General features: G+C 71.4%; 16 protein-coding genes. 7 read left to right on the top strand and 9 right to left on the bottom strand.

Annotated features, from left to right (window positions below; translation table 11 throughout):
* Nucleotides 1-27 precede the first annotated feature (27 nt).
* The 4 genes from ACIA8E_RS30595 to ACIA8E_RS30580 form a co-directional block, all read right to left on the bottom strand.
* Entirely contained in the window at nucleotides 28-195 is a 168-nt protein-coding gene (locus tag ACIA8E_RS30595) for a hypothetical protein (protein WP_399302836.1), read from the bottom strand.
* Nucleotides 192-2,051 (bottom strand): acyl-CoA dehydrogenase, encoded by a 1,860-nt coding sequence (locus ACIA8E_RS30590; RefSeq protein ID WP_399302834.1) that lies wholly within the window; start codon nucleotides 2,049-2,051, stop codon nucleotides 192-194. Before ACIA8E_RS30590 ends, ACIA8E_RS30595 begins: the two co-directional genes overlap by 4 nt.
* Nucleotides 2,052-2,122: 71 nt before the next feature.
* The gene (locus tag ACIA8E_RS30585; protein WP_399302832.1) at nucleotides 2,123-3,352 is read right to left on the bottom strand and encodes a beta-ketoacyl-[acyl-carrier-protein] synthase family protein; all 1,230 of its coding nucleotides are present in this window, start codon (nucleotides 3,350-3,352) and stop codon (nucleotides 2,123-2,125) included.
* The gene (locus tag ACIA8E_RS30580; RefSeq protein ID WP_399302944.1) at nucleotides 3,339-4,424 is read right to left on the bottom strand and encodes a beta-ketoacyl-ACP synthase 3; all 1,086 of its coding nucleotides are present in this window, start codon (nucleotides 4,422-4,424) and stop codon (nucleotides 3,339-3,341) included. The genes ACIA8E_RS30585 and ACIA8E_RS30580 overlap by 14 nt, the downstream gene beginning before the upstream one ends.
* A gap of 285 nt (nucleotides 4,425-4,709) precedes the next feature.
* On the opposite strand from ACIA8E_RS30580, the gene ACIA8E_RS30575 reads away from it, so the two are divergent.
* Nucleotides 4,710-6,023, top strand: a complete 1,314-nt coding sequence (locus ACIA8E_RS30575) for a hypothetical protein (protein WP_399302830.1) — start codon at nucleotides 4,710-4,712, stop codon at nucleotides 6,021-6,023.
* Nucleotides 6,024-6,097: 74 nt separating this feature from the next.
* Here the strand turns inward: ACIA8E_RS30575 and ACIA8E_RS30570 are convergent, their stop codons facing one another.
* Complete coding sequence (locus tag ACIA8E_RS30570) at nucleotides 6,098-6,253, bottom strand: hypothetical protein (RefSeq protein WP_399302828.1); 156 nt, start codon at nucleotides 6,251-6,253, stop codon at nucleotides 6,098-6,100.
* Nucleotides 6,254-6,411: 158 nt separating this feature from the next.
* On the opposite strand from ACIA8E_RS30570, the gene ACIA8E_RS30565 reads away from it, so the two are divergent.
* The 3 genes from ACIA8E_RS30565 to ACIA8E_RS30555 all read left to right on the top strand — a co-directional run bounded on the left by ACIA8E_RS30565 (nucleotide 6,412) and on the right by ACIA8E_RS30555 (nucleotide 13,284).
* Complete coding sequence (locus tag ACIA8E_RS30565; RefSeq protein ID WP_399302826.1) at nucleotides 6,412-9,534, top strand: ATP-binding protein; 3,123 nt, start codon at nucleotides 6,412-6,414, stop codon at nucleotides 9,532-9,534.
* A gap of 103 nt (nucleotides 9,535-9,637) precedes the next feature.
* Entirely contained in the window at nucleotides 9,638-9,970 is a 333-nt protein-coding gene (locus ACIA8E_RS30560) for a sulfurtransferase TusA family protein (protein ID WP_399302824.1), read from the top strand.
* Nucleotides 9,967-13,284, top strand: coding sequence for a S8 family peptidase (locus tag ACIA8E_RS30555; RefSeq protein WP_399302822.1), 3,318 nt, complete (start codon nucleotides 9,967-9,969; stop codon nucleotides 13,282-13,284). The genes ACIA8E_RS30560 and ACIA8E_RS30555 overlap by 4 nt, the downstream gene beginning before the upstream one ends.
* Before the next feature lie 77 nt (nucleotides 13,285-13,361).
* On the opposite strand, the gene ACIA8E_RS30550 is transcribed toward ACIA8E_RS30555, so the two are convergent.
* From ACIA8E_RS30550 to ACIA8E_RS30535, 4 genes are all read right to left on the bottom strand, one after another.
* Entirely contained in the window at nucleotides 13,362-14,294 is a 933-nt protein-coding gene (locus ACIA8E_RS30550) for a carbohydrate kinase (protein WP_399302820.1), read from the bottom strand.
* Between the two features lie 14 nt (nucleotides 14,295-14,308).
* Nucleotides 14,309-14,575 (bottom strand): hypothetical protein, encoded by a 267-nt coding sequence (locus tag ACIA8E_RS30545; RefSeq protein WP_399302818.1) that lies wholly within the window; start codon nucleotides 14,573-14,575, stop codon nucleotides 14,309-14,311.
* Nucleotides 14,576-14,949: 374 nt separating this feature from the next.
* Nucleotides 14,950-15,213: a type B 50S ribosomal protein L31 gene (locus ACIA8E_RS30540; RefSeq protein WP_354387710.1), complete on the bottom strand. Its 264-nt coding sequence runs from the start codon at nucleotides 15,211-15,213 to the stop codon at nucleotides 14,950-14,952.
* Nucleotides 15,214-15,439: 226 nt separating this feature from the next.
* Nucleotides 15,440-17,089, bottom strand: coding sequence for a phosphodiester glycosidase family protein (locus ACIA8E_RS30535; protein ID WP_399302815.1), 1,650 nt, complete (start codon nucleotides 17,087-17,089; stop codon nucleotides 15,440-15,442).
* Between the two features lie 447 nt (nucleotides 17,090-17,536).
* Here ACIA8E_RS30535 and ACIA8E_RS30530 point away from each other — a divergent pair, with 447 nt between their 5' ends.
* The 3 genes from ACIA8E_RS30530 to ACIA8E_RS30520 all read left to right on the top strand — a co-directional run.
* The gene (locus tag ACIA8E_RS30530; protein WP_399302813.1) at nucleotides 17,537-19,306 is read left to right on the top strand and encodes a hypothetical protein; all 1,770 of its coding nucleotides are present in this window, start codon (nucleotides 17,537-17,539) and stop codon (nucleotides 19,304-19,306) included.
* A gap of 31 nt (nucleotides 19,307-19,337) precedes the next feature.
* Nucleotides 19,338-21,305: a phosphocholine-specific phospholipase C gene (locus ACIA8E_RS30525; protein ID WP_399302811.1), complete on the top strand. Its 1,968-nt coding sequence runs from the start codon at nucleotides 19,338-19,340 to the stop codon at nucleotides 21,303-21,305.
* A gap of 157 nt (nucleotides 21,306-21,462) precedes the next feature.
* A partial coding sequence (locus ACIA8E_RS30520; RefSeq protein WP_399302809.1) for a GntR family transcriptional regulator occupies nucleotides 21,463-22,400 on the top strand: 938 nt, incomplete at its 3' end.

Below are 22,400 nucleotides of genomic sequence, written 5' to 3'. Positions count from 1 at the left end.
CGAAGTAACGGGATGACGTTCCTCCAGTTACGCCTTGCGGCGAACCGATTCGCCTACGCCCGTACGCGCGTTCGCACAGCGCCGGGCGAGAAGGGATGTGGTGCCCCAGTACGCCAGCAGCACGGCCCGCACACCGAGGGCCGCCGCGGCCTCCCGTACCCGGCGCGCCCGCCCGGCGGCCCGCGGGGCCGTCACCGCTCCCCCTCGGTCCCGGCGGCGGTCTGCCACGCCGCCTCCGGGTCGTCGTACGCGTCGGCGTAGTCGGCGCCCGCGATGGGCCAGTGTGCGAGCACCTCCTCCGGCAGCGCGAAGGATTCGATCAGGGTGGGCAGATGCGTGGCGACGTCCGCGATGAGTCCCTCGACGGCATCCGGCAGGGCGGTGACCTGGTCGATGGTCAGACGACCTGCGGCGAGCAGATCGCCGCTGTTGCGGTCCACCCACCGCAGGGTGAACAGCCGCTGCAGTTCCGCGAGTCGATCCCGTGCGGGCCCCTCGGGCAGTCCGGCGACCGCGTCCGCGTACGCCTCGGCCGCCTGCCGGTGGGCGTGGGCCTCGACGCCGCGCAGCGCCGGCCCGGACGCCGCGTTCCACCGGTCCAGCGGACCGTCTTTCCGGGCGCCGCTCATCCGCGCCCTGGCCCGGGCGAACCAGAGGTCCTCCACATGCGCGTGCAGCCGCCCGAGGAACCGGGGGTCGGCCAGATCTCCGGGCGCGGCATCGGGAGTGCAGTCCTGTGGGGTCTGCGGAGCGGCGAACAACATTTCGGCGGCGGCCTTGGCGTGGATGGCCAGGTTGTCTCCCTCGGCGGTGATCACGCCCTCCGCACCGGCTAGGAGGTCGGCCATTCCGTTGTTCTCCAACAACGCCTGCGCTCCGCACCGTTCACGGCACTCGACGATGACCGCGCGCGCCCGCCAGGTGATCCACCCCTTCGCCACGGCGACCAGCCGCTCCGCCTCGGCCCGCCCCGTCGCCGTGCCGGCCTGTGCCTCCCACCGGTCGAGGGCTCTGCGGTGCAACAGGCTCATCGCGAAGACAGTGGCCATGGCCTCGGCCAGCGGCCCGTGGTGGCTGCGGTGGGCGATCACCGGCACCGGCTGCGTTGCGCGCGGACCGGAGATGTACCGGTGGCCGCCGTAGCGGACCGCGACGGCCAGCGTCGCGCGCGCGGCGCCGACCGCGCAGGCGCTCATGGAGATCTTGCCGACCGTGACGCGCCCGATCGAGGTGAGGAAGCGACGCCTGCGGTTGCCCATGGCGCTGCTGAACTCCCCGTTGTCGCCGATCCGTCCGTGCTCGCCGCCGAGCAGCGCCTCGCGTGCCACGAAGACCTGGTCGAAGGAGGTCAGACAGTGGTCGACCGGGCTGCCCAGGCGTGCCGGGAGCCTGCGGACCCGCACCCCGGGCAGCGGCCGCACCTCGTCGGTGAGGGGCACCAGAAAGAGAAACACCCCGTGGTCGGTGCCGTCGGCCAGCAGGCGTGCCGCGACCAGTCCGGTCTTGGGGCCGCCGGCCGGGCTGGCGTTGGACATGAACTTCTGTGCCCCGGCGTGCGGGGTGTGCAGGACGAATCCGTCGCGTGCGCGGTCGTACGTCGCGGTCGTCTCGACGGCCACCGCATCATTGCCGTGCGCCACCTCCGTACAGAGGAAGGTGCCGATGCGCCGCAGTCGGAGGAAGTCCGAAAGATCGCGACGGGTGTCGCCGTCATGGTCGAGGAGGCTGCCGAGAAAGAGGTTGTAGTGGATGCCCGCGACGGTGGTGAGTGCCGGGTCCACCGGGCCGATCCACTCGTGCAGGGCGGCGAGGGCGCGCAGGTCGGCGGCCGTTCCGGCGGCGCTGTCGAGGGTGCTGTTGAGGATCCTCAGCCGTTCGTACGCGAGGGTGAGGCGCTCGTCGGGTGTGCGGTCGACGGGACGGCGGAACGCTTCCGTGGAGATCAGTTGACGCCATGAGCCGTGCTCCTGGCGGAAGTTACCCCCGAAGAGCACACCTTTGAGAAGGTCCGCGGTGGACTCGGTGGCGATGCTGTCGATCGTTGCGGTCATGAATACCAGAACGACCATTGAACGGCGAGGACACACTTCCTCGCCGTCCGTTGCACAGGCGGGACAACCGGTCAGGCACGCTCGAAGGCCAGCGCGACGTTGTGTCCGCCGAAGCCGAAGGAGTGACTGACGGCCCGCCGGACGTCCTGCCGGCGCGGCTCCTTGGTCACGCAGTCGAGGTCCCACCCGTCCGGCAGCGCGTCCAGGTTGGCGATCGGCGGAACGATGCCATGTTCCAACGTCAATACGGTCGCCACCGCCTCGATCGCACCGGCAGCTGCGAGGGTGTGCCCGATCACCCCCTTCGCGGCGGTGAGGGAAGGACGGTGCGGGAAGAGCCGGGAGACGAGCTCGGTCTCCATCGCATCGTTCAGCGGGGTGGACGTGCCGTGCGCGTTGATGTGGTCGACATCGCGGGGGGTCCAGCCCGCCTCGTACAGCGCCGCCTCCACCGCCTGTTGCGCACCGCAGCCGTCGGGTGCGGGAGCTGTGGGGTGGCGTGCGTCCGTACTGGCACCCGCGCCGGTCAGCAGCGCACGCAGCCGGCCGCCGCGGGCACGGGCGTCGGCGGTCCGCTCCAGTACGAGCATGGCGGCGCCCTCGCCGAGGACGAACCCGTCCCGGTCCGCGGCGAACGGCCGCGACGCGCCCGCCGGATCGCTTGTCCGGGTGGAGAGCGCCCCCATCTTCGCGAAGGCCGCCACCACCAGGGGGGTCAGCACGGACTCCGCCCCGCCCGCCACCACGGTGTCGCACCGGCCGCTGGTCAGCAGGTCGCGGGCGACAGCGATCGCGGTGGACCCGGAGGCGCAGGCGGTGGCGGGTGCGAGGCTGGGGCCCTGAGCGCGGAGCTCGATCGCGACCTCGCCGGCCGCCGCGTTCGGGATCATCATCGGCACCAGCAGCGGAGAGACCGCCTCCGGTCCGGCGTCGTCCATTTTGCGAACGTTGTCGACGAGCAGGGACACGCCGCCGACGCCGACGCCGACCACCACTCCGACCCTGGATCCGTCCCAGGTCTCCGGGGAGAGTCCGGCGTCCGCCACGGCCTGCCGGGCGGCGATCAGGGCCAGTTTCACGAACCGTCCCATCCGCCATACCGATCGGCCGCCCACCGCCAGGTCCAGGTCGATCCCGTCGACCGGGCAGGCGAAGTCGACCGGCAGTCCTGCCAGTTCGTCGCAGCGCCGCGCCATGGAGCGTCCCGCGCACAGCCCCTCCCAGAAGGTGTGTTCATCGGCGCCGGCGGGGGTCACCAGCCCCACTCCCGTCACCGCGACCCCCATGTCAGCCTGCGTCATGTTCTGTTCCCTCCGTCGCGCACCGTGCGTCGTTCGTGCGGGTTCCCGGCCAGCGAAGAGCGGCGGACCCCCAGGTCAGACCGCCTCCGAAGGCGGTGATCAGCATCTGGTCGCCGGCTCGGAACCGGCCCTCGGAGGCGGCGTCGGCGAGCGCCAGCGGAATCGATGCGGCACCTGTGTTCCCCACCCGTTCCAGGTGCGTGACACAGCGCCGCGCGTCGATGCCGACGCGGGCGGACACCGCCCGCAGAATCCGCGCGTTGGCCTGATGCGGTACGAAGTGGTCGACGTCGGCGGCGTCCCATCCCACCTTGGCCAGCAGCGCCCGGCAGGATCCCGTCATCCGCTCGACGGCATGCTGGTACACGGCAGGTCCTTGCATACGGAAGAACTCGTCGCCCTCGGCGGCCTGCTCCGGAGTCGAGCGGGACCGCGCGCCGCCCCCGGGCACGGTGATCAGGTCGTACCCGGTGCCGTCGCTGCCCAGGTCGAAGGCGAGCAGTTCACCGGGGTTCCCCGCCTGCCCGGCCCCCACGAGTGCCGCCCCGGCCCCGTCGCCGAACACCACGCCCGCCGACCGGTCGGCCGGGTCCAGCCAGGCCGAGTACACATCGGCGCCCACCAGCAGCACCCGGTCGTGGAGACCGGCGGCCACGAGTCCGCGGCAGACGGCGAGCCCGTAGACGAAGCCGCTGCAAGCGGCCCCGATATCGAATGCCGGGACCGTTCCCAGACCGAGCCGGGCAGCGAGGGCGGGGGCCGTGCCGGGACAGGGATGGTCCGGGGTGGCGGTCGCGAGCACGAGTGCGTCCACCGGCCCTGCGGCGGTCGAACCGCCGTCGCCGACCAGTCGCCGGGCGGCTTCGAAGGCGACATCCCCGGTGGCCAGTCCCCTCCCGGCCCGGTGACGGCTGACGATGCCGGTGCGGGCGCGTACCCAGGCGTCGTCCACGCCCCAGGCGGCGGGCAACGCGTCATTGCCCACCGGTTCCCCCGGCACCCACCCCGCGACGGCTTCGAGAACGGCGGTCCGTACGGGGGCCGGTCCGGGACCCTGGCCGGGCACGGTCAAGGGCCGGGCGGACAAACCGGTGAGCCGTTCCGTGTCCCGCTCCGTATCCGGCTGCACGCCGCCGTCGCGTACGTATCCCTTCGCCACTCACTGCTCCGATTCCGTGCTCGATCACGCCTGCCGGCTGTCGAACGGCAGTTGCCCCGCCGAGGATGCGCTTACTGGGCCGAATGGGGGCGCGTGAGGCCTGGAGTCGTGAACGGCGCACCCCCGCAAGCCCCCCAGGTTCCTCCTTTCGCAGCAACCCGCCGCGCCGTGCGGACGCGCAGGGCATCCCCTTGGGTCATGGCCACACCGGACCCCGATCACTTGGATTCCTCCGCCTCCCGTGCCGAGCTGGAAGGGCTGCGCGCACGGATGGCGCAACTGGAGGCGCGAGCTCCGGCGCGGTCCCGGCCCCGGATCGGTTCGTTCTTCGCCGTGCTGCTGATCCTCGTCGCGGCCGTCCTCACCCCACTCGGCATCGTCGCCGCCTGGGCCAAGAACGACATCGGTGACACCGACCGTTATGTGGCGATGGTGAAGCCCCTCGCCTCCGATCCCGATGTGCAGGCAGCGGTGTCGAACCGGGTCACCGATGCCGTGATGACGCATCTGGACGTCCACGCCCTCCTCGAACAGGTGGCCCCCGCGGACCGACCGGTCGTCGACAAGGCGCTGGGGCGGCTGAGCGGCCCGATCACCACCGGTGTCTCGAACTTCGTGCACGGGACGGTGGAGAAGTTCGTGACGTCCGACGCCTTCGAGAAGGTGTGGGTCGCCCTCAACCGGGACGCCCACGCGGCGGCCGTCAAGGCACTGACCGGCAGCGGAGGCGGGGCCGTGAAACTCACCGACGACACGGTCGTCATCGATCTCGCCCCGGTGATCGACCGGGTGAAGCAGCTCCTGGTCGACCACGGGCTGACGATCGCCGCGAAGATCCCCGAGATCCATACCGACTTCACCGTGCTGACGTCCGATGCGATCGGCAAGGCCAAGAAGGGGTTCCGGCTGCTGCAGATCGTCGGTTTCTGGCTGCCGTTGCTGACCCTCGTACTCGCCGCCGGGGGGGTGCTGCTCGCCGTGCGCCGACGCCGCGCACTGGTCACCGCGGCCCTCGCGGTCGCGGTGGGCGCCGCGGTGCTCGGCGTGGCGTTGTGGGTGTTCCGGGCGTTCTACCTGGACAGCCTCCCGGCGTCGGTGTCGCAGTCGGCGGCCGGTTCGATTTTCGATGCCTTGGTCGGCTACCTCCGCGCCGGGATCCGGATGGTGATCACACTGGGCGTGGTGGTGGCTCTCGCCGCCTGGCTCTCCGGCGAGGGTCGCGCCGCCACCCGGGTCAAGGCCATGTGGAACGGCGGCATCGGCGCCGTACGCGACGCGGCCGGGATCACCGGCGGTCCGGTCGGCGCCTGGGTGCACCGAGCGAAGGACCCGCTGAACTGGACGGTCGTCGTGGTGGCCGCCGTTGTGCTGATCGTGTGGGACCGGCCGACGGCGATGGTCACCGTATGGATCGCCGTCGCGGCGCTCTTCGCCCTCGCGGTCGTGGAGTTCCTCGACGACGACAGCACACCGCATCTGCTCCCTGCACCGCACGGGCAGGCGCACGGGTAATGACCGGGTGATGCGGGCTTCCTACCGTGCACCGACGTCATGGTCCGGCGCACGGAGGGACTCCGGTGGCCCCGTCAACGGTGGAAGACGTCACCATCCGCGTGCTCGGCGGATTCCGGCTGGAGTGCGGCGGCGACGAGCTCCCGGCCGAGCGGTGGTCCCGGCCGAGTGCGCGGCGGCTGCTCAAGGCCCTGGCGCTCGCCGAGGGCGGCCCGCTTCGAACACCGCATTCCCTCCCTTGCCCGGCACGGTCCGCGTCGGACTCGCGGGCTTCACGGGTGTTCGGAACCAGGTCATCAACTCGGTCGGGTTCGCAGTAACGCCTCAGTAACGGCAAGCCGGTACACACCGGTCGTGCAGCGACCGTTGACCGTTGAAGGTGTGCGCCATGACAGGACCCGCCGAACCCCCGCGCGCTCCTCGGCTGTCCCTGCACCTCCTCGGAGGGTTCGCGGCCGTACGTGACGACGGGGTTGAGATCCCGCGCAGGTGGCGGCGCAGCACCGCGCAGACCCTGGTGAAGCTGCTCGCGGTGGCTCCGGGTCTGCGTCGCCACCGCGAGGAAGTGATGGACCTGCTGTGGCCGGACGCCCCGATGGATACTGCGGTACGCAATCTCCGGGTCACCCTGCACGCCGCACGCCGCGCACTGGAGCCGGAGCTGGCTCCCCGCGTTCCGTCCTCCTACCTGGTGGCGGAGGGCGATCTGCTGTTTCTGGCCACGGACCGGGTACGGGTCGATGCCGACGAGGTGGAGAAGATCGCGCGCACCGCGCTCGCCGCGGGGGAGGCCGATGCACTCGGCGCCGCACTGAGTTCGCTTCGGATGGAGTTGCTGCCCGAGGACCGCTACGCGGATTGGGCCGGTGAACCCCGTCGCCGTATCGAGGTCCTGCGCGAACAGCTCGTCCCGGCCCTCGCCGGACGGCTGCTGGACGACGGCCGCACCGACGAAGCCGTGGGAGTGCTGCGGGACGCGGTGGACCGCTTCCCCGCCGACGAGGCCCTGCATCTGCAACTGGCCCGCATCTGGTGCGACATGGGCCGGCCGCGTCAGGCCATTCGCCAGTACCACGCCTGCCGTGAGGCGCTCGCCGACGAGCTGGGGGTGCGTCCCGGTGCGGAGCTGGAGACCATGCACCGTACGGCCCTGGCGGCGCTCGATGCCCTCGGCACCCCGACGCTCTCCCGGATCCCTCCGGACCCCGCGCCGCTGCCACCCGCGATCCGCCGCCCGGAACGGCTCCCCCTGTTCGGCCGTGAACGTCCGCTGGCGCTCCTCGCCCAGCACACGTCGGCGGCGGACGGGGACACTCCGCTCGTCGTGGTGCGCGGTGAGGCGGGCATCGGAAAGACCCGGCTGGTAGCGGAGGCGGCCCGGCGGGCGGCAGCACAGGGTGTGTGCGTGCTGTGGGGTACGAGCCACGAGGCCGAGGGGCAGACCCCGTACGGGGTGTTCGCGGAATCGCTCGACGGTCACCTGGCCGGGTGCAGCGCCGCTGAACGCTCCCGGGTGAGCGCCGAACACATCGGGCTGGCTGCCCTGTTGCCCTCCCTGGGCGGCGGTCCGCCTGCCGCGGCGAGCCCGGAGGAGGAGCGCGCCCGGCTGTTCCGGGCCGTCGCCGGATTCCTCACCGATCTCGCAGCATCCCGACCGGTCCTCGTCGTGCTCGACGATCTGCACGCCGCCGACCCGGGTTCGCTGAGCCTGCTGCATCACCTCGTGCGGACCACGCAGGCCAGACGGTGGCGGTTCATCGCCACCTGCCGCGACGACAGTCCGGACCCGAACGACGCACGGCGGCAGGTGCTCGACGCGATCCTGCGGCAGCGGATGGCGGTGGAGGTCGATCTGCTCCGTCTGAGCCGCGCGGACTGCGCCGGTCTCGCCGCGGCGGCGGCCGGGCTCGGCGGGCGCGCCGAGGACCGTCGCACGGCCTCACGCATCTTCCAGCTCTCTCTCGGGAACCCGCTGTTCGCCCTCGAACTCACCAGCAGTCCGGAGGCGGATCTGGAGCGCATGGGACCGCGGCAGCGCACCACCGCCGAACCGAACAGCGATGCCGTTCCGGACAGCGTCCGCCGGCTGGTCGCGGGCCGACTGGCCCGGCTGCCCGCGGACGCCCGGCGCACACTGGCTGCCCTGTCGCTCGCCGGCGGAACCGCGGTGTCGCTCGCCGAACTGGAGGCCGTCACCACCGCCGGTCTGCACCCACCCTTGGACGGCCGCGAGGTCACGGCGGCGCTCGACGCGGCCGCCGGTTCGGGCATCGTCGAGGAACGGGACGTCGTCCTGGGCGGCCGGCCCGCCCTCGGCTATGCATTCCGGCACCCCCTGGTGCGCCTGGCCTGTGCCGAGCAGCTGAGCCGGGCCGCGCGTCGACGGCTCCACCGGGCCTACGCGGACGCGGTGCTGCGTCTGCGTCCCGACGCCGTCGACACCATCGCCTTCCATTTGACGGTGTCGGACGACGCCCGTGCGCCGGTCTTCCTGCGGGCCGCCGCCGACCGGGCGGCCGCCCTGTACGCCAATGACAGCGCCTGCGACTACTACCGGGAACTGGTGGCCCATCTGGATGCGCTGGACGGGGCCGGGGCCGCCGATGCGCGGCTGGCCTGGGGCCAGGTGCTGCGCCGCGCGGCCCGCTACCCGGAGGCCGAAGAGGTGCTGCGCCGCGCGTTGCGGGATCTGGCGTCGGCCGCCGATCCCATCGGTGCACTGCGGGCCGCGGTTTCCCTGGCCGAGGTGCTCGGCCGGGCCGGTCGCCCGCTCGAAGGTCTCGCAGTACTCCGTGCGGCACCGGCGCCGAGGCGGTCACCGGTGGTCGACCGAGCCGGGCTGCACCTCGCCATCGGTGCACTCAGCTTCTACGCCGGACAATTCGAAGAGACGGTGTCCGCCCTGCGCCGCGCCGAGCAGGAGACGGCGCGGCTGCCCGACGCGGGCCGTGATCCGTTGCTGTCCCGGCTGTTCACGATCCGTGCCGCCTCTCTGCTGGTCTCCGGGCAGGTACGCGAGAGCCGCGAGGCGGCCGAGGAGGCACTGCGGACGGCCGAGCGGACCGGAGACGCCGCGCTGCTCTCCAGCGCACTGTCCGTGGTGGGTGAACTGGCCCGCGAGGAAGGCAGGTCGGAGGCCGCACGGGACTGTGCCCGGCGTGCCGTGTCGGTCGCCCGCCGCACCGGTGACCCCACGGTGCTCGCCTTCGACCAGAGCAACCTGGCGGGTGCCGAACTCCTCGTGGGCAATCATCAGCGGGCGACGGCGCTCGCCAACGCCGCGGTCCGGCTGGCCCGTTCGCTCGGTACGTCGTGGGTGTTGCCGTACGCGCTGATGGGGCTCGCCGAGGTCGAACTGCGCTGCGGTCGGCTGGCGCAGGCGGATACGGCGCTGCGCGAGTGCGCCGACGCGGTGTCTCTGGCGCGTGACCCGCAGGTACTCGATGGCATGCGCAGGCTGACGGAGGAACTCGCCGCCGCCCGGGCCGCGCAGCCGCCGACCATGTCGTAGCAGCGGTAATTCGCGGGTAACGGGGCTTCCCTACGGTCCTGGTCGACCCCGGAACCCCGGGGTGTGCGTGCCCCGTGCTCTCCCTGCCGAGGAAGAAATACCCATGTGTGCTGCCTCGTCCCCCGCGTCGTCCGACGCGTCGGTTCCGGACGACTCGGTCCGTGCCGTCGTCGACGCGGGCGGCGAACCTTGGGAACGCATCCTCGACCTGCTGGAACGGCGCTGCCGCGAGCTGCCGGTAGGCAGCGTGCTGGAACTGCACAGTGCCAATCCTCGGGTCCGCTCGTCGCTCCGCGGTTGGTGCCGGCTGACCGGCTCCACTCTGCTCACCGACGAGGAGACCGGCGAGCAGAGCGCGTACCGCATCAAGCTGCCGCCGCCTCCCGCGCCGGGCATGCCGCATCCGTCCCCCTTCCAGAAGCCGGAGTCCTCATGAGACCCCTTGCCCGCGCCAGACTTGTGGCGGCGATCACCGTCGCCGCCCTGTGCTCGCCCGCGGTCGTGCCGTCGGCCGCCGCCGGGCCCGCATCGGAGCCGGCCGCCTCCACGTTCGGCACCACGTCGAGTCGCACGGTCACCCTGATCACCGGTGACCGGGTCACCGTCACCACCACGGACGGCAAGAAGTCGTACAGCGCGGTGCCCGCCGCCGATTCGACCCCCGGCACGATGCTCGCCCGTACGGACATCGACGGCGACGCATACTTCTACCCGACCGACGTGATCGGCAAGGTCGGCTCCCTGCTCGACCCGCAGCTGTTCAACGTCGACGGTCTGATCCGCGACGGCTACGACGACTCCCACGTCGACTCGCTGCCGCTGATCGTGCGCCGGACCGGCGCGGCCCGCCCCGAGGCGCTCTCCAGCGACGGACTGCTCCCTGCCAAGCGGGACTTCCACGCGCTGAAGGCCAGCACGGCGGTCCTGGACAAGGACGACGCGGACGAGGTCGGTGAAGCGCTCGACACCAAGGGCGCGTTGAACGGCGTCGCCGGCATCTGGCTGGACGGCAAGGTGCACGCCGACGCACTGGACCGCAACCTCACCCAGATCGGCGCGGACAGCGCCTGGCAGTCCGGCCGCACCGGCAAGGGCGTCAAGGTCGCCGTCCTGGACACCGGCGTCGACCAGACGCACGCCGACCTCGCGGGCCGGATCAGTGAGACAAAGGACTTCTCCGGCAGCGGGAACACCCTCGACAAGGTCGGCCACGGCACCCACGTCGCGGCGACCGTGGCAGGCAGCGGTGCGGGCGCGCCGGGGATACGCTCGGGTGTCGCGCCGGATGCCGACCTGATAGTCGGCAAGGTGCTCGGTGACGACGGCTCCGGTTCGGACTCGTCGGTCATCGCCGGCATGGAGTGGGCCGTCGCGCAGGGCGCGAAGGTCGTCAACATGTCGCTGGGCAGCGGTCCGACGAACGGCCAGGACCCGGTCACCCAGTCCCTCGAAGCGCTGGCCACCTCGTCCGGCACGCTGTTCGTGGTGTCGGCGGGCAACAACGGTCCGAATGTCAGCACCGTGTCGGCCCCGTCCATCGCCCCGCACGCGCTGTCGGTCGCCGCGGTGGACTTCGCGGGCGGCACCGCCTCGTTCTCCAGCCGTGGCCCTTCCTTCAACGGCACGGTGAAGCCCGAGATCGCCGCCCCCGGCGTCAACGTCGTCGCCGCGCGGGCCACGGGCACCAACATCGGCACGGTGCAGGCCGACCCGGCTTACACGGCCCTGAGCGGTACGTCAATGGCCGCCCCGCACATCACGGGCGCCGCGGCGCTGCTGGCCCAGCAACACCCCGACTGGACCCCGGACCAGTTGAAGCACACGCTGATGGGCACCGCGACCGCACCGCAGAGCAGCCAGTCGGTGTACGACGTCGGCACGGGTGTGGTGAACCTTCCGGCCGCGCTGAAGCAGTCCGTCGTGGCGGACACCGGCGCCGTGGACTTCGGCCGCCTGGACGTCTCGGACGGCACCGCGACCCGAACCGTGAAGCTCACCAACACGGGCGACGCCTCCGTGACCCTGAGCCTCACGGGCACGCTGGCCGCCACGGGTTCGACCCCGCCCGCCGGCCTGCTCAAGCTGTCGGCGTCCACCGTCATGCTGGGCGCCGGTGAGTCCACCGATGTCACGCTGACCGTCGACACGGCGGGCACGCCGACCGGCACGTACAGCGGCTCCCTGACCGCGGACCCGGCGGGCGGCGGCCAGGCGCTGCGCATCCCACTCCTGCTCGACCGCGCGCAGACCGTCAAGGTCACCACGCTCGACCGCGCGGGCAAGCCCGCACCTGCCCAGATCTCCCTCCTCAACGCCGACAACGGCGCGGCGATGAACGCGGAGGTGCGCGCGGAGGGCACCCGGGACCTGCGGGTGCCCGAGGGCCGTTACATGGGTCTGGCGATGATCAGAATGATCACCGACGGGGTCCCGCAGATCGCGATCGTCAGCGCCGACCTGAAGGCCGGATCGAACGAGATCGTCTTCGATGCCCGCAAGGCCCGCCGTTGGACCGCGTCCATGGAGGGCAAGGACACCAGGCCCGAGTTCATGGCGGGCAACCTGACCCGCACCACGGACGACGGTCAGTTCGGCATCCGGCACAGCATGGTGGCCGGCGGCGCCTACGGAGCCTTCCCGCGCGACGCACTGTGGATCACGCCGACTACGGAAGCCCACCTCGGCAAGGTCGCGTTCAACGAGCGCTGGCGCCTCGCCGACGCCGACAGCGACACCACCGTGGGCGACACCTCCACCCTCTACGACGCGGCCTACGCCCAGGACGATGTCAGCGACAACCCGGAACGACGGCTGACGCGCGGCGAGGTCAAGAGGTTCGCCAAGGTCCGCATGACGTACAGGGGCATGAACGAGAAGCTCCGCTACCAGGAGGGGAGCAGCGTCTACGGGACCGGGCTCAACGGCCTCAATGTGTCGTCACCGTCCTACCTGACCGTCCCCCGGGAGCGCACGGAGTACATCCAGGCCGAGGACAGGACGTGGCTGCGGTTCACCTACCGTCACCGGAGCGGCGTGGAAATGGACTACGAACCACGCCAGTTCACCTACGAGCCGGGCAGCTCGACTCATGACACCTGGTTCACCGGACCGTTCTCGGCCGGCGCTTCGGGACAGGCCACGGGCGCCCGGCTCCAGCTGAAGCTCGACGACAACGTCGACCCGAAGGGGCTCGTCGGCGAGTTCTCCGACTTCAATTTCCCGCAGCGCTTCCAGGCGACGACGCGGCTGTACCGCAACGGCGCCCTGGTCGCCGACCAGGGCTCGTTGATCGACAAGACATTCACGGACGCCGACAAGGCTTCCTACGAGCTGAGCCGTTCCTTCACCTCCGCCGGGATCTTCCCGATGGGCGGCGAGGCAAGCTCGAAGTGGACCTTCACCGCAGGTGGCACGGGTGACACGGCGACCCCGGTGAAGTTGCTCAATGTGTCGTTCGACGCTCCGCTGAACAACCTGAACCAGGCACGGGCCGGTCTGCCGCTCCTGGTGAAGGCCGATGTCACGGGCGTGGCGGACGGCCTGCGCAAGGTCCGCGCCTGGGTCACCGCCGACAACGGCGTGACCTGGAAGCAGGTCCTGGTCCTCCGTACCCACGAAGGCGAGTACCGATTCCTCGCGCCGCACTCGGCGCTGGTGAAGGGCGGCTTCCTGGGCCTCCGTGTGACGGCCGAGGACCGGCACGGCAACACCGTCGACTCGGCGCTCCCCCGGGCCATCCCGGTCGGGTGACCCTCGCTGAGGGCAGGACATGACGGTGCCACCGTTCCCGCGGGGGGGGCGGTGGCACCGTCATGTCGGGACCCTGTTCAGAAGCGGGTGAGCGCCTCTGCCAACTCCGCCTCGTCCGGCGGGTTGGCGCCCGCCCGTGCGACGGTCACAGCGGCCGAGGCCGCCGCGTGGCGCAGGACACCGGTCACGGTGTCCCGGTCCAGCGAACGCAGCCGCTCCCGGCCGCCCGCGCCGAGCAGCCCTCGCGAGGCGAGCGCGTGCAGCGTGCCCGACATGAAGGCGTCGCCCGCCCCCACCGTGTCGACGACGTCGGTGGGAAGGGCGTCGACCGTCACGTGTCCGCCCGGGAACACGGCCAGCGCGCCGTCGCCCCCTCGGGTGACGAGGACAACGGCCGGGCCGGTGGCGCGCCACCGCTCGGCAACCTGCTCCGGCTCGTGGCCCGGATACAACCACTCCAGGTCCTCGTCACTGGCTTTGACCACATCGCTGAGTGCGACACAGCGCTCGACCTTGCGCACAGCTGCATCGTGGTCCCCCATCAACTCGGGGCGCACATTGGGGTCGTAGCTGACCGTCGCGCCCGCCCGCAGTGACTCGACCGCACCCAGGACTGTCGCGTTGCCAGGGTCCATCACCGAGGCGATGGAACCCGTGTGCACATGGTGCGGCGGCCGGTCCAGGGAGACCGGGTCCAGCGTCCAGGTGATCGCGAAGATGTACGCGGCCCGGCCGGCGCCGTCCAGGGTCACGGCGGCGGACGGGGTGGGCGCCGTGGCACCGTCCGTGCGGACCTCGACCCCGGCGGTGGCCAGATGGTCCCTGATCAGCCGCCCGTTGTCGTCCGGGCCGAGTTGGGTGAGCAGGGTGGCGCTGCGCCCGAGCCGGGCCAGACCGTACGCGACATTGGCCGGGCTGCCGCCCGGGTGGACCTGATCGGCCGCACCCGGCAGCCGGACGATGTCGGCGACGCATTCACCGATGACCAGCAGGTCGAGTCTGTCGAGCATGAGGGTGGGATCTCCTAGGGTGCGCGAACGAAAGTGCCCTGGTAGGCGGTGCGGCCTCCGAACACCTTGAGCCCGATCCTGCCGTGTGCATAGCGGGTGTCGGTCACATCGATGACCGGACGGCCGTCCATGAACGTCTCGATGCGCCCGCCGCGGACCCACAGACGCAGCGGAAGGGGCACCCCGGTGCGGATCAGGAGGGGCACTTCGGCGAGTACGGTCGTCCGACCGTCGTCCTTGCGGAACAGCCGGGCCGTCCTCAGGTTCGAGTCGAGGTTCACGGCGGTACACGGTCCGGTAGGTGTCCGTGTTGTATGTCTGCGGGGTGCGGGCCCTGACGTCCTGGAAGACGGCCGCGCCACCGGTCGCAATGAGCCCGACAGCGGTTCCGCCGTGCGCGACACGGTGGCGGTGAGGACCTCGACGCCGTCCACGGCCACGGTGACGGTTGCGCCCCGGCCCGGATCTGGTCCGGTAGGTGCCACCCGCGGCGATGGGCCGGACCGGCGGCGCGGCTCGGCCGAGTTCGGTGGCGTTCGTACGATCCAGGAGCCTTGCGCCGGCCGTACCTCGTGGCCGCAGGGTCAAGAGGTGCGATGGCCGGAGTCCCCCCGACACGCCCGAAGGGCATACGGGGGCTCCGAGCGGTGGTGGGTCAGGAAGCGTCCTTGCTCCCCTCCTCCCCGTACCGCCGCTCGAACTTCGCGACCTGCCCCTCGGTGTCGACGACCCGCGCCTTGCCCGTGAAGAAGGGGTGGCTCTCGGCGGAGATCTCCACGTCGATGACGGGGTAGGTGTTGCCGTCGTCCCAGTCGATGGTCTGGTCGCTGGACGCGGTGGACCGGGTCAGGAAGGCGTAGCCCGCGGAGCGGTCGCGGAAGACGACGGGACGGTAGGAAGGGTGCTTGTCCTGCTGCATGCCTGCTCCTGGGGACGTACGTACGGACTCGGCTCAGCCCAGCCTCGCGAACGAATCCGGTGGGCGCGATCGCAGACGGTCCGTACGGGGCGCGAGGCATCGCCCCGTTGCGGGGCCGCAGGCATGGAGGCGGCCTGACCGGAGCCCGAGCCCGGGGGCGGCGGCCCAGGAGACACGCTCCGGCACGGCTGCCGGGCGGGTCGCCGCCTCCGATGATCCGCCGGCGTCAGGAGGTACGGCGCCCCGGCAGGACCTGAATCGTGTCGCCGACGGCGCGTTCACCCGTGGCGTCCGAGGTGACGTTGACGAGGGAGCCCTTTACCGCCATCGCGGAGGACCCGCCTCCGTCGAGGTTGAGAGCCTGCACCGCGCCCAGCGACCGCATGAAGCGCGCGGCCTCGCCCAGCGTGAAGCCCTCGCTCACTCCCGGCTGCCGCCCGTCCACCGTGACCAGCAGCAGCCGTCCCCGCCCGTCGATGCCGGCCAGGGTACGGGGCTGGCGAACGTTGGACCAGGCGAATCCGAACGACAGGTCCTGCGGGTCGAGCGTGCCTTCGGTGGCGGCATCGATGTGGATGCGGCTGTCCTCGACGAGGGTGGGAGCCGCACTGACGATGCTGTCATCGGGACCGAGCCTGACCTGCCGCCCCGAGGAGTCCCGGACGATCTCACGCAGCGACAGCCGCTTGCCGACGCGCGCGTGATCTGTGAGCCAGTTCCCGGCTGCCCCGGTGCCCTGCAGGACCGAACCGTGCTCCGGCGCGACACCACCACGGCCACCTGTGGAGACCACGGTGCCGTGCTTGTCGAGGACCGTCTGGACGCCCGGGCCCGTGGGGAGCGGAGCGCGGAACGCGGGGGTGAACTTCACGAGGTCGTCCGCCAGGGTGCACGTGGTGTCGTGGCGGGGCTGGTCGGTGGGGGCGGCACCGGGGCGGCCGCAGTTGCGGACCTTGCCCGGCACCCGGTTGATTCCCTGCACCCCGTACGTTGCCGCTCCTGCCCGTACGGTGACAGTGGTGGACAGGTCGGCGATCCGCGGCCGCCGACCCCCGTCGCCCAGGATCAGCGCGGCACGGGAACCGACCGCCATCGATTCGAGCCTGCCGTGCACGGCGGACAGGCCGGCCACCGTACCCTGGACGCCGTCGGAGTCCGACGTGATGAAGAAGCCGCCGTTGACGCCGATCAGTGAACCGAGTCGGGCGGCCACCGCCGAGGTCTTCTCCCGGTCGGCCACGTTGCCGCCGTCGCTGACCGCGATCGTCCCGCGAAGACGCGCCGGGTCCAGAACGGCGACGTGAATGTTCTCCGCGTCGGCCGCCTGCCGGCCGTCGTAGCCGGTCCATTCGACGGACGTACGGAACCCGGCAGCCGACACGGCCGAGTTCGTGGTGCCCGCCTGGTCCTGGGTGGCATACCGGCCGACCCTGACCTGCCAACCCATCGTGCCACGCGGGGTGTCGGCGTACTCGTCCCACAGCACCTGTTCCAGGCGCGGTTCGAACCCGGCTTCGCGCAGGCGCCCGGCGGTGGAGTCGGCCCAGGCCCTGTCACCGAGCGGGGCCCATGTGGCCGCGCCCGTCAGGCGGTTGACAGCAGGCGCCTGCACGGTGACCGTCCATACCGCGGCGGCGCCGGCGTTCCGAAGAACTCCGGCGCGGACCTGGACGCCGGGCGCCACACTCGCTGTCGTCCACTCGATTCCGCCGGAGCCGGAGGCGACGGGCCGACCCGAGTCGGCGGCCCCCGCGTTCGCAACGGCCGGAGGGACGAGAGCAACCAAAGTGAGGGCGGCCCCGAGTGCGGCCCCTCGCCATGCGGCCTGCTTCACCCGGCTCGCACTGCGACGCGGCTTATCGGCGATGTCTGACATACCACTCCTGACGTTCTTGTGTTCTGGCGGCGCGCGTCCTTTCACGCGCCGCCAACCACATCCCAGACCCGTGCGAGGGCGCGCACACCACGCGCCGAGGACACCCGGGGAAACCCTCGGTGACAAGCGCCCGGCGCTTCAGCCCGGGGACGCCGCACGGCGGGACCTCCACCCCGGTGCCCGTGAGCAGAGCGACAGGCTCGCGCGGAAGGACGCGGTGGACTCGGAGGCCTCCACGACGGACGGGAGAAGCCCGCTGCTGCTGACGGGCGCCGTGACCTGCTCGTTGCCGTGGCGAGCGAGATGTCTGTCTGTCTACCGGGCCAAGGCAACCGGTCGTTCATGTGCTCGTCGCTGTGGAACGGCTTGCTGGAGAGAAGTTATCTAGACAACTTGGTTCACCCGGGTGCCGCCACGGCGGTACTCGGGCGGAGAGGACCCAGAACCGTGTCACCCCTCCCAGGTGTCGCCGCATCCGGTAACGCCATCGCGATCAGCTCCACCACGCCCCCGCGACGGGGGGACAAGCTGACCTTCAACTGGTCGACGGACGCCCCCGACCCGACCAACTGGATCGGCGTCTGCAAAAGCGACCGCAAGCCGTCCAGCGGCGTCGGCTCGCTCGTGTGGGCATACGTCCCCGGCGCCTCCGGGAACGCGACCCTCAACACCTCCGGCCTGAGCGACGGACCCTACACCGCCTACCTGTTGGCCAAGGACGGGTACGACATCCTGGCCCAGACAGATCCGTTCACCTTCACCGGCGAGCCGCTCGTCGACTCGCTCGTGCTCAAGGCGCCGGCCACCCTGTACGAGGGTGACCAGGCCACCTTCCACTGGGCGACCGCCGCACCCCACCCGCAGAACTGGGTCGGCATCTACGACGGTGACCGTCGGCCGGGCAACGGCGGCTCCCTCGTCTGGGAGTACACGCCCGCTGCCTCCGGCGACGTCACCCTCGACACCTCCGGCCTGAACGGCGGCCCCTACACCGCCTATCTGCTGGCCAAGGACGGGTACGACATCCTGGCCCGGACAGATCCGTTCACCTTCACCCCCCGCCCGGTCATTCCGCGGCCGCATGCAGTGGTGGACGCCCTCACAACCGCCCCGCAGACAGCGGGCACAGACTTCTCGGTGAGCCTGGGCGGCCTGTGGATCCGGCCGGAGGGCAACGCCGCGGGCACCCCCTCGTTCCAGCGTGTCTCCGGGGACAGGTGGCTCTCGGTGACCGCTGACGGCGCCATCAGCGGCAAGGCGCCGTCCTTCCGGTCCAAGTCGCCGGGCCGCGTGGTGGTGTCCGTCACCGACAGCGCGGCGGGCCGAGACACCATCACCGTCCAGGTGCCGGTGCGCTCCTCCAAGGACCGCCTGCGGATCAAGGTCGCCACACTGAACCTCTGGGACGCCGGCTCGCACATCGACGGATTCCTGGAGAAGCAAGTACGGCTGGTACTCACCCAGGGCCTCGACCTCGTCGCGCTCCAGGAGAGCGGCGGCACCGGCGCCCGAGACCTCGCCCGAGCTCTCGGCTGGCAGGCGTACCAGGCCGACGACGGCCTCGGCATCGTCAGCCGCTACCCTCTCGCCGACCTCGTCGCCCCCACCGCAGCCGTGCCCGCCGCCGCCGCGACCGTGCGGCTGCCCGGCAAGCGCACGGTGCGGCTGTGGACGGCCCAACTGGACGACGCCGAGTACGGGCCGTACGCCGTACTGGCCGGCCGCAGCGCCGCGCAGGTCGAGGCGGCGGAGAAGCAGACTCTCCGCTACCGGCAAGTGCAGGCACTGGTGGCCGCAATGCGGCGGGACATCGCCTCCGACGTCCCCGTCGTGCTCGCGGCCGGCCTTGCCTCACCGTCCCACCTCGACTGGACGAGCCGGACGTCCCCCGCGCACGGAGGGGTGGGCCGCGTCCGCTGGCCCGTCACGGAGGCCCTGGAGAAGGCAGGTCTGACCGACGCCTTCCGCGACCACAACTCCAACCCGGCGAAGGCACCCGGCAACACCTGGTCCCCCGTGCGCCCGCGGCGCGACGACGGCAGCGCGGAACCACAGGACCGGATCGACCAGGTCCAGTGCACGGGACCGCTCAAGGTGGTCGAGGCGCACACCCTCTTCACCGGGTGGCCCGCGCCGGTGTCGGACACCGCCCCCAACGGCTGGCCCTCCGACCACGCTTCGGCCGTCGTGACCTTCTCCCTGTCCGCCCGCGGCTGACCCCGAACGATCCTAAGGACTTCCTTTCCCCATGACTGAGATCAGCCGCCGCGCCTTCATCGGCACCGCAGCAGCCGGAGCGGCCGCGGCCGGACTCCCCGGCACGGCCATAGCCTCCGAGAACCACAACCGGCACGGAAGCATCAAGGACGTCAAGCACGTCGTCGTCCTGATGCAGGAGAACCGCAGCTTCGACCACTACTTCGGCACGCTGAGCGGCGTGCGGGGCGTCGACGACCGCCAGGCGCTCGCCTTCCCCAACGGCGACTCGGTCTTCCGTCAGCCGCACCGCGGACGCGCCGATGGCCACCTGCTTCCCTTCCGGATGGACACCACCAAGTACAACGCGCAGAACGCGGGCGGTCTGCCGCACGACTGGGAGACCGGCCACACCGCCGTCGACGGCGGCGCCATGGACAAGTGGGTCGCGGCCAAGGGTGAGCGGACGATGGGCTACTTCAACCGCGAGGACATCCCGTACCAGTACGCGCTGGCCGATGCCTTCACGGTCTGCGACGGCTACTTCTGCTCGCTGAACGGGCCCACCGACCCCAACCGCCTCTACCTCTGGTCCGGCACCGCCGGACCCGGCACCGACGGCACCACCGGCCCGTTCACCGACAACTCGGTGGTCACGGGCAATCCGGTGGCGGACTGGACGACGTACGCCGAGCGGCTGGAGGAGGCCGGCGTCAGCTGGCGCGTCTACCACAATCCGGACGGCACCGACGACCGGTACGGCGACTACGACGACAACGCGCTGTCGTACTTCAAGCAGTTCCATGCCTTCCCCAAGGACGACCCGCGTTATATCAACGCGATGACGAAGTTCGACCTGACCGCCTTCGACAAGCACTGCAAGGACGGCACCCTGCCCACGGTCTCCTGGCTTGTGGCGCCCTACCTGTTCTGCGAGCACCCTGATGCCAGCCCCGACTACGGCGCCCACTGGGTGAACACGGCCCTGCAGTCGCTCTTCGCCAATCCGGATGTGTGGGAGCACACCGTCTTCCTGTTGATGTACGACGAGAACGACGGGTACTTCGACCACGTGATCCCGCCGTTCCCCGAGCCGGGCACGAAGGACGAGTTCGCGAGCGGCAAGGCACTGGGCCTGGGCAGCCGGGTACCCCTGTGGGCCGTGTCGCCGTGGTCGCGCGGCGGCTGGGTCAACTCCCAGGTGTTCGACCACACCTCGGTGCTGCGCTTCCTCGAACGTGTCACCGGTGTGCAGGAGCCCAACATCTCCGAGTGGCGACGCACCGTCTGCGGCGATCTCACCACCTGCTTCGACTTCACCCGGCCCGACTACACCATCCCCGTCCTGCCGGACACGGTCGCGCTCATGGCCAAGGCCGACGCCAACAAGAACCTGCCCGCGGTCAAGGTGCCCACCGAGCCGACCGTGCCCGCGCAGGAGAAGGGAAAGCGACCGCACCGATCGTTGCCGTACCGGCCGTGGGCCGATGTGTCGGTCGACCGGGCCACCGGCAAGGTCACCTGCACGATGACCAACGAGGGCAGCGTCGGCTTCCACTTCACCGTGCTGCCGAACATCGCCCTGCCGTTCGTCGGCACGCCGTTCACGGTCCCACCGCGCTCGTCCCGTACCTACGTGTGGGACGCCACGGCGACCGACGGCCGCTACGACTTGTCCGTGCACGGTGCCGACGGCTTCGTCCGCCGTTTCTCGGGCACCGTCCTCCGCGAGGGACAGGACGACGTGGCAGTTCCGTCGGTCCGGGCGTCACTGCGGCACGCCGGACGGTCCAAGGATGCCTCGATCGAACTGGACCTGCGCAACGACGGCGGCACCGAGGTGGCCTTCACGATCACGCCGAACGACTTCGCCGGCAATGAGCAGACCGTCTGGGTCCGTGCGGGCGGCCACTCCCGGATGACGTGGCCCACTGACGACGGGCGGTACGACGTCACCGTCACCGCAGGCACCGGCACCCGCTTCGCCCAGCGTTACGCGGGAACCGTCCACACCGTGTGAAGCGGGGCGGGACCAGGTGGCGACCGCAGTGCCGACCCGGTCCCGTCCCCGGCCCACACTCTTCGCGACACGCCCCTGCCCCGGGGCCGCGGTGGACAGGGAAGCGGCCGCGCCACCTGGCCGCTCGGCCGGGTGGCGTGGCCGGTAGGGTCTGGTGATGTTCGGCCAGAAGGCCTCACGACACAGCAGCGGCCCAGGAGACATGGTGCAGGAGGAGCACGGCACCCCGGACAGAGATCTTCGCTACCGCAGGGTCGCCGCCGAACTACGCGAGGCGATCATCGCGGGCGAGTACGCCGCCGGTTCGAAGCTACCGCCGGAGGGAACACTCGCCGAGCGCTACAACGTCTCCCGGGGAACGGTCCGGCACGCGCTGGCCGTGTTGCGCACGGACGGCCTGGTCACCTCGCGGCGCGGAACGCGGCGTACGGTGCTCGGTGGCCCGCGGGCACAGAGTTTCTCGGAGCTGCTCAGCTTCACCAACTGGGCCCGCTCCACCGGCGAGACGCCGGGCGGCCGGGTCGATCGCGTGGTGCGACGGCCGGCCGAGCCCCTCGATGCAGAGCAACTGGGCCTGGAGGCAGGGGCGGAGGTATATCTGGTGCTGCGCCTGCGGACCTTGTCGGGAGAGCCGGTCATGGTCGAACGGTCGATCTACCCGGCCAGGGTGGGCGCCCTGGTGGCCGAACTGCCGCCTGACACCGTCTCGCACACCGAAGCCCTCGTCATGCAAGGGGTGCTTTTCACCGACGCCGACCACACCATCGACCTCACGTGGGCCGACGCGGACGACGCCCGACTCCTGGACTGCCCGGTCGGGCAGGTGCTGCTGCGCGAGAGGCGCCGCACCACCGACCCGGCCGGAGTGCCGGTGGAGTGGTCCGAGGACCGCTACCTGCCCGGCACCATCGCCTTCACGGTGCACAACTCCGTGGCCACCTCGACCTTGGGTCGGCGGCACAGCCCCCGCACGGTACCGATCGGCACCGACGGGGGGGGGGGGGGGGGGGGGGGGGGGGGGGCGGGGGGGGGGGGCGGCGGGGGGGGGGCCGCGGGGGGGGGGGCCCCCGGGGGGGGGCGGGGGGGGGTGGGGTG

This window comes from Streptomyces sp. NPDC051664 (genome assembly GCF_044453545.1).
Taxonomy (GTDB): domain Bacteria; phylum Actinomycetota; class Actinomycetes; order Streptomycetales; family Streptomycetaceae; genus Streptomyces.
Note: the sequence above shows the minus strand (reverse complement) of the source record. Positions and strands in the feature narration are given on the sequence as shown.

Bases quoted from the DNA above. Each gene is read 5' to 3' on its own strand.
- ACIA8E_RS30590 (WP_399302834.1), bottom strand. From the start codon at position 2,051: ATGACCGCAACGATCGACAGCATCGCCACCGAGTCCACCGCGGACCTT.
- ACIA8E_RS30585 (WP_399302832.1), bottom strand. From the start codon at position 3,352: ATGACGCAGGCTGACATGGGGGTCGCGGTGACGGGAGTGGGGCTGGTG.
- ACIA8E_RS30575 (WP_399302830.1), top strand. From the start codon at position 4,710: ATGGCCACACCGGACCCCGATCACTTGGATTCCTCCGCCTCCCGTGCC.
- ACIA8E_RS30570 (WP_399302828.1), bottom strand. From the start codon at position 6,253: ATGCGGTGTTCGAAGCGGGCCGCCCTCGGCGAGCGCCAGGGCCTTGAG.
- ACIA8E_RS30565 (WP_399302826.1), top strand. From the start codon at position 6,412: ATGACAGGACCCGCCGAACCCCCGCGCGCTCCTCGGCTGTCCCTGCAC.
- ACIA8E_RS30560 (WP_399302824.1), top strand. From the start codon at position 9,638: ATGTGTGCTGCCTCGTCCCCCGCGTCGTCCGACGCGTCGGTTCCGGAC.
- ACIA8E_RS30555 (WP_399302822.1), top strand. From the start codon at position 9,967: ATGAGACCCCTTGCCCGCGCCAGACTTGTGGCGGCGATCACCGTCGCC.
- ACIA8E_RS30550 (WP_399302820.1), bottom strand. From the start codon at position 14,294: ATGCTCGACAGACTCGACCTGCTGGTCATCGGTGAATGCGTCGCCGAC.
- ACIA8E_RS30540 (WP_354387710.1), bottom strand. From the start codon at position 15,213: ATGCAGCAGGACAAGCACCCTTCCTACCGTCCCGTCGTCTTCCGCGAC.
- ACIA8E_RS30535 (WP_399302815.1), bottom strand. From the start codon at position 17,089: ATGTCAGACATCGCCGATAAGCCGCGTCGCAGTGCGAGCCGGGTGAAG.
- ACIA8E_RS30525 (WP_399302811.1), top strand. From the start codon at position 19,338: ATGACTGAGATCAGCCGCCGCGCCTTCATCGGCACCGCAGCAGCCGGA.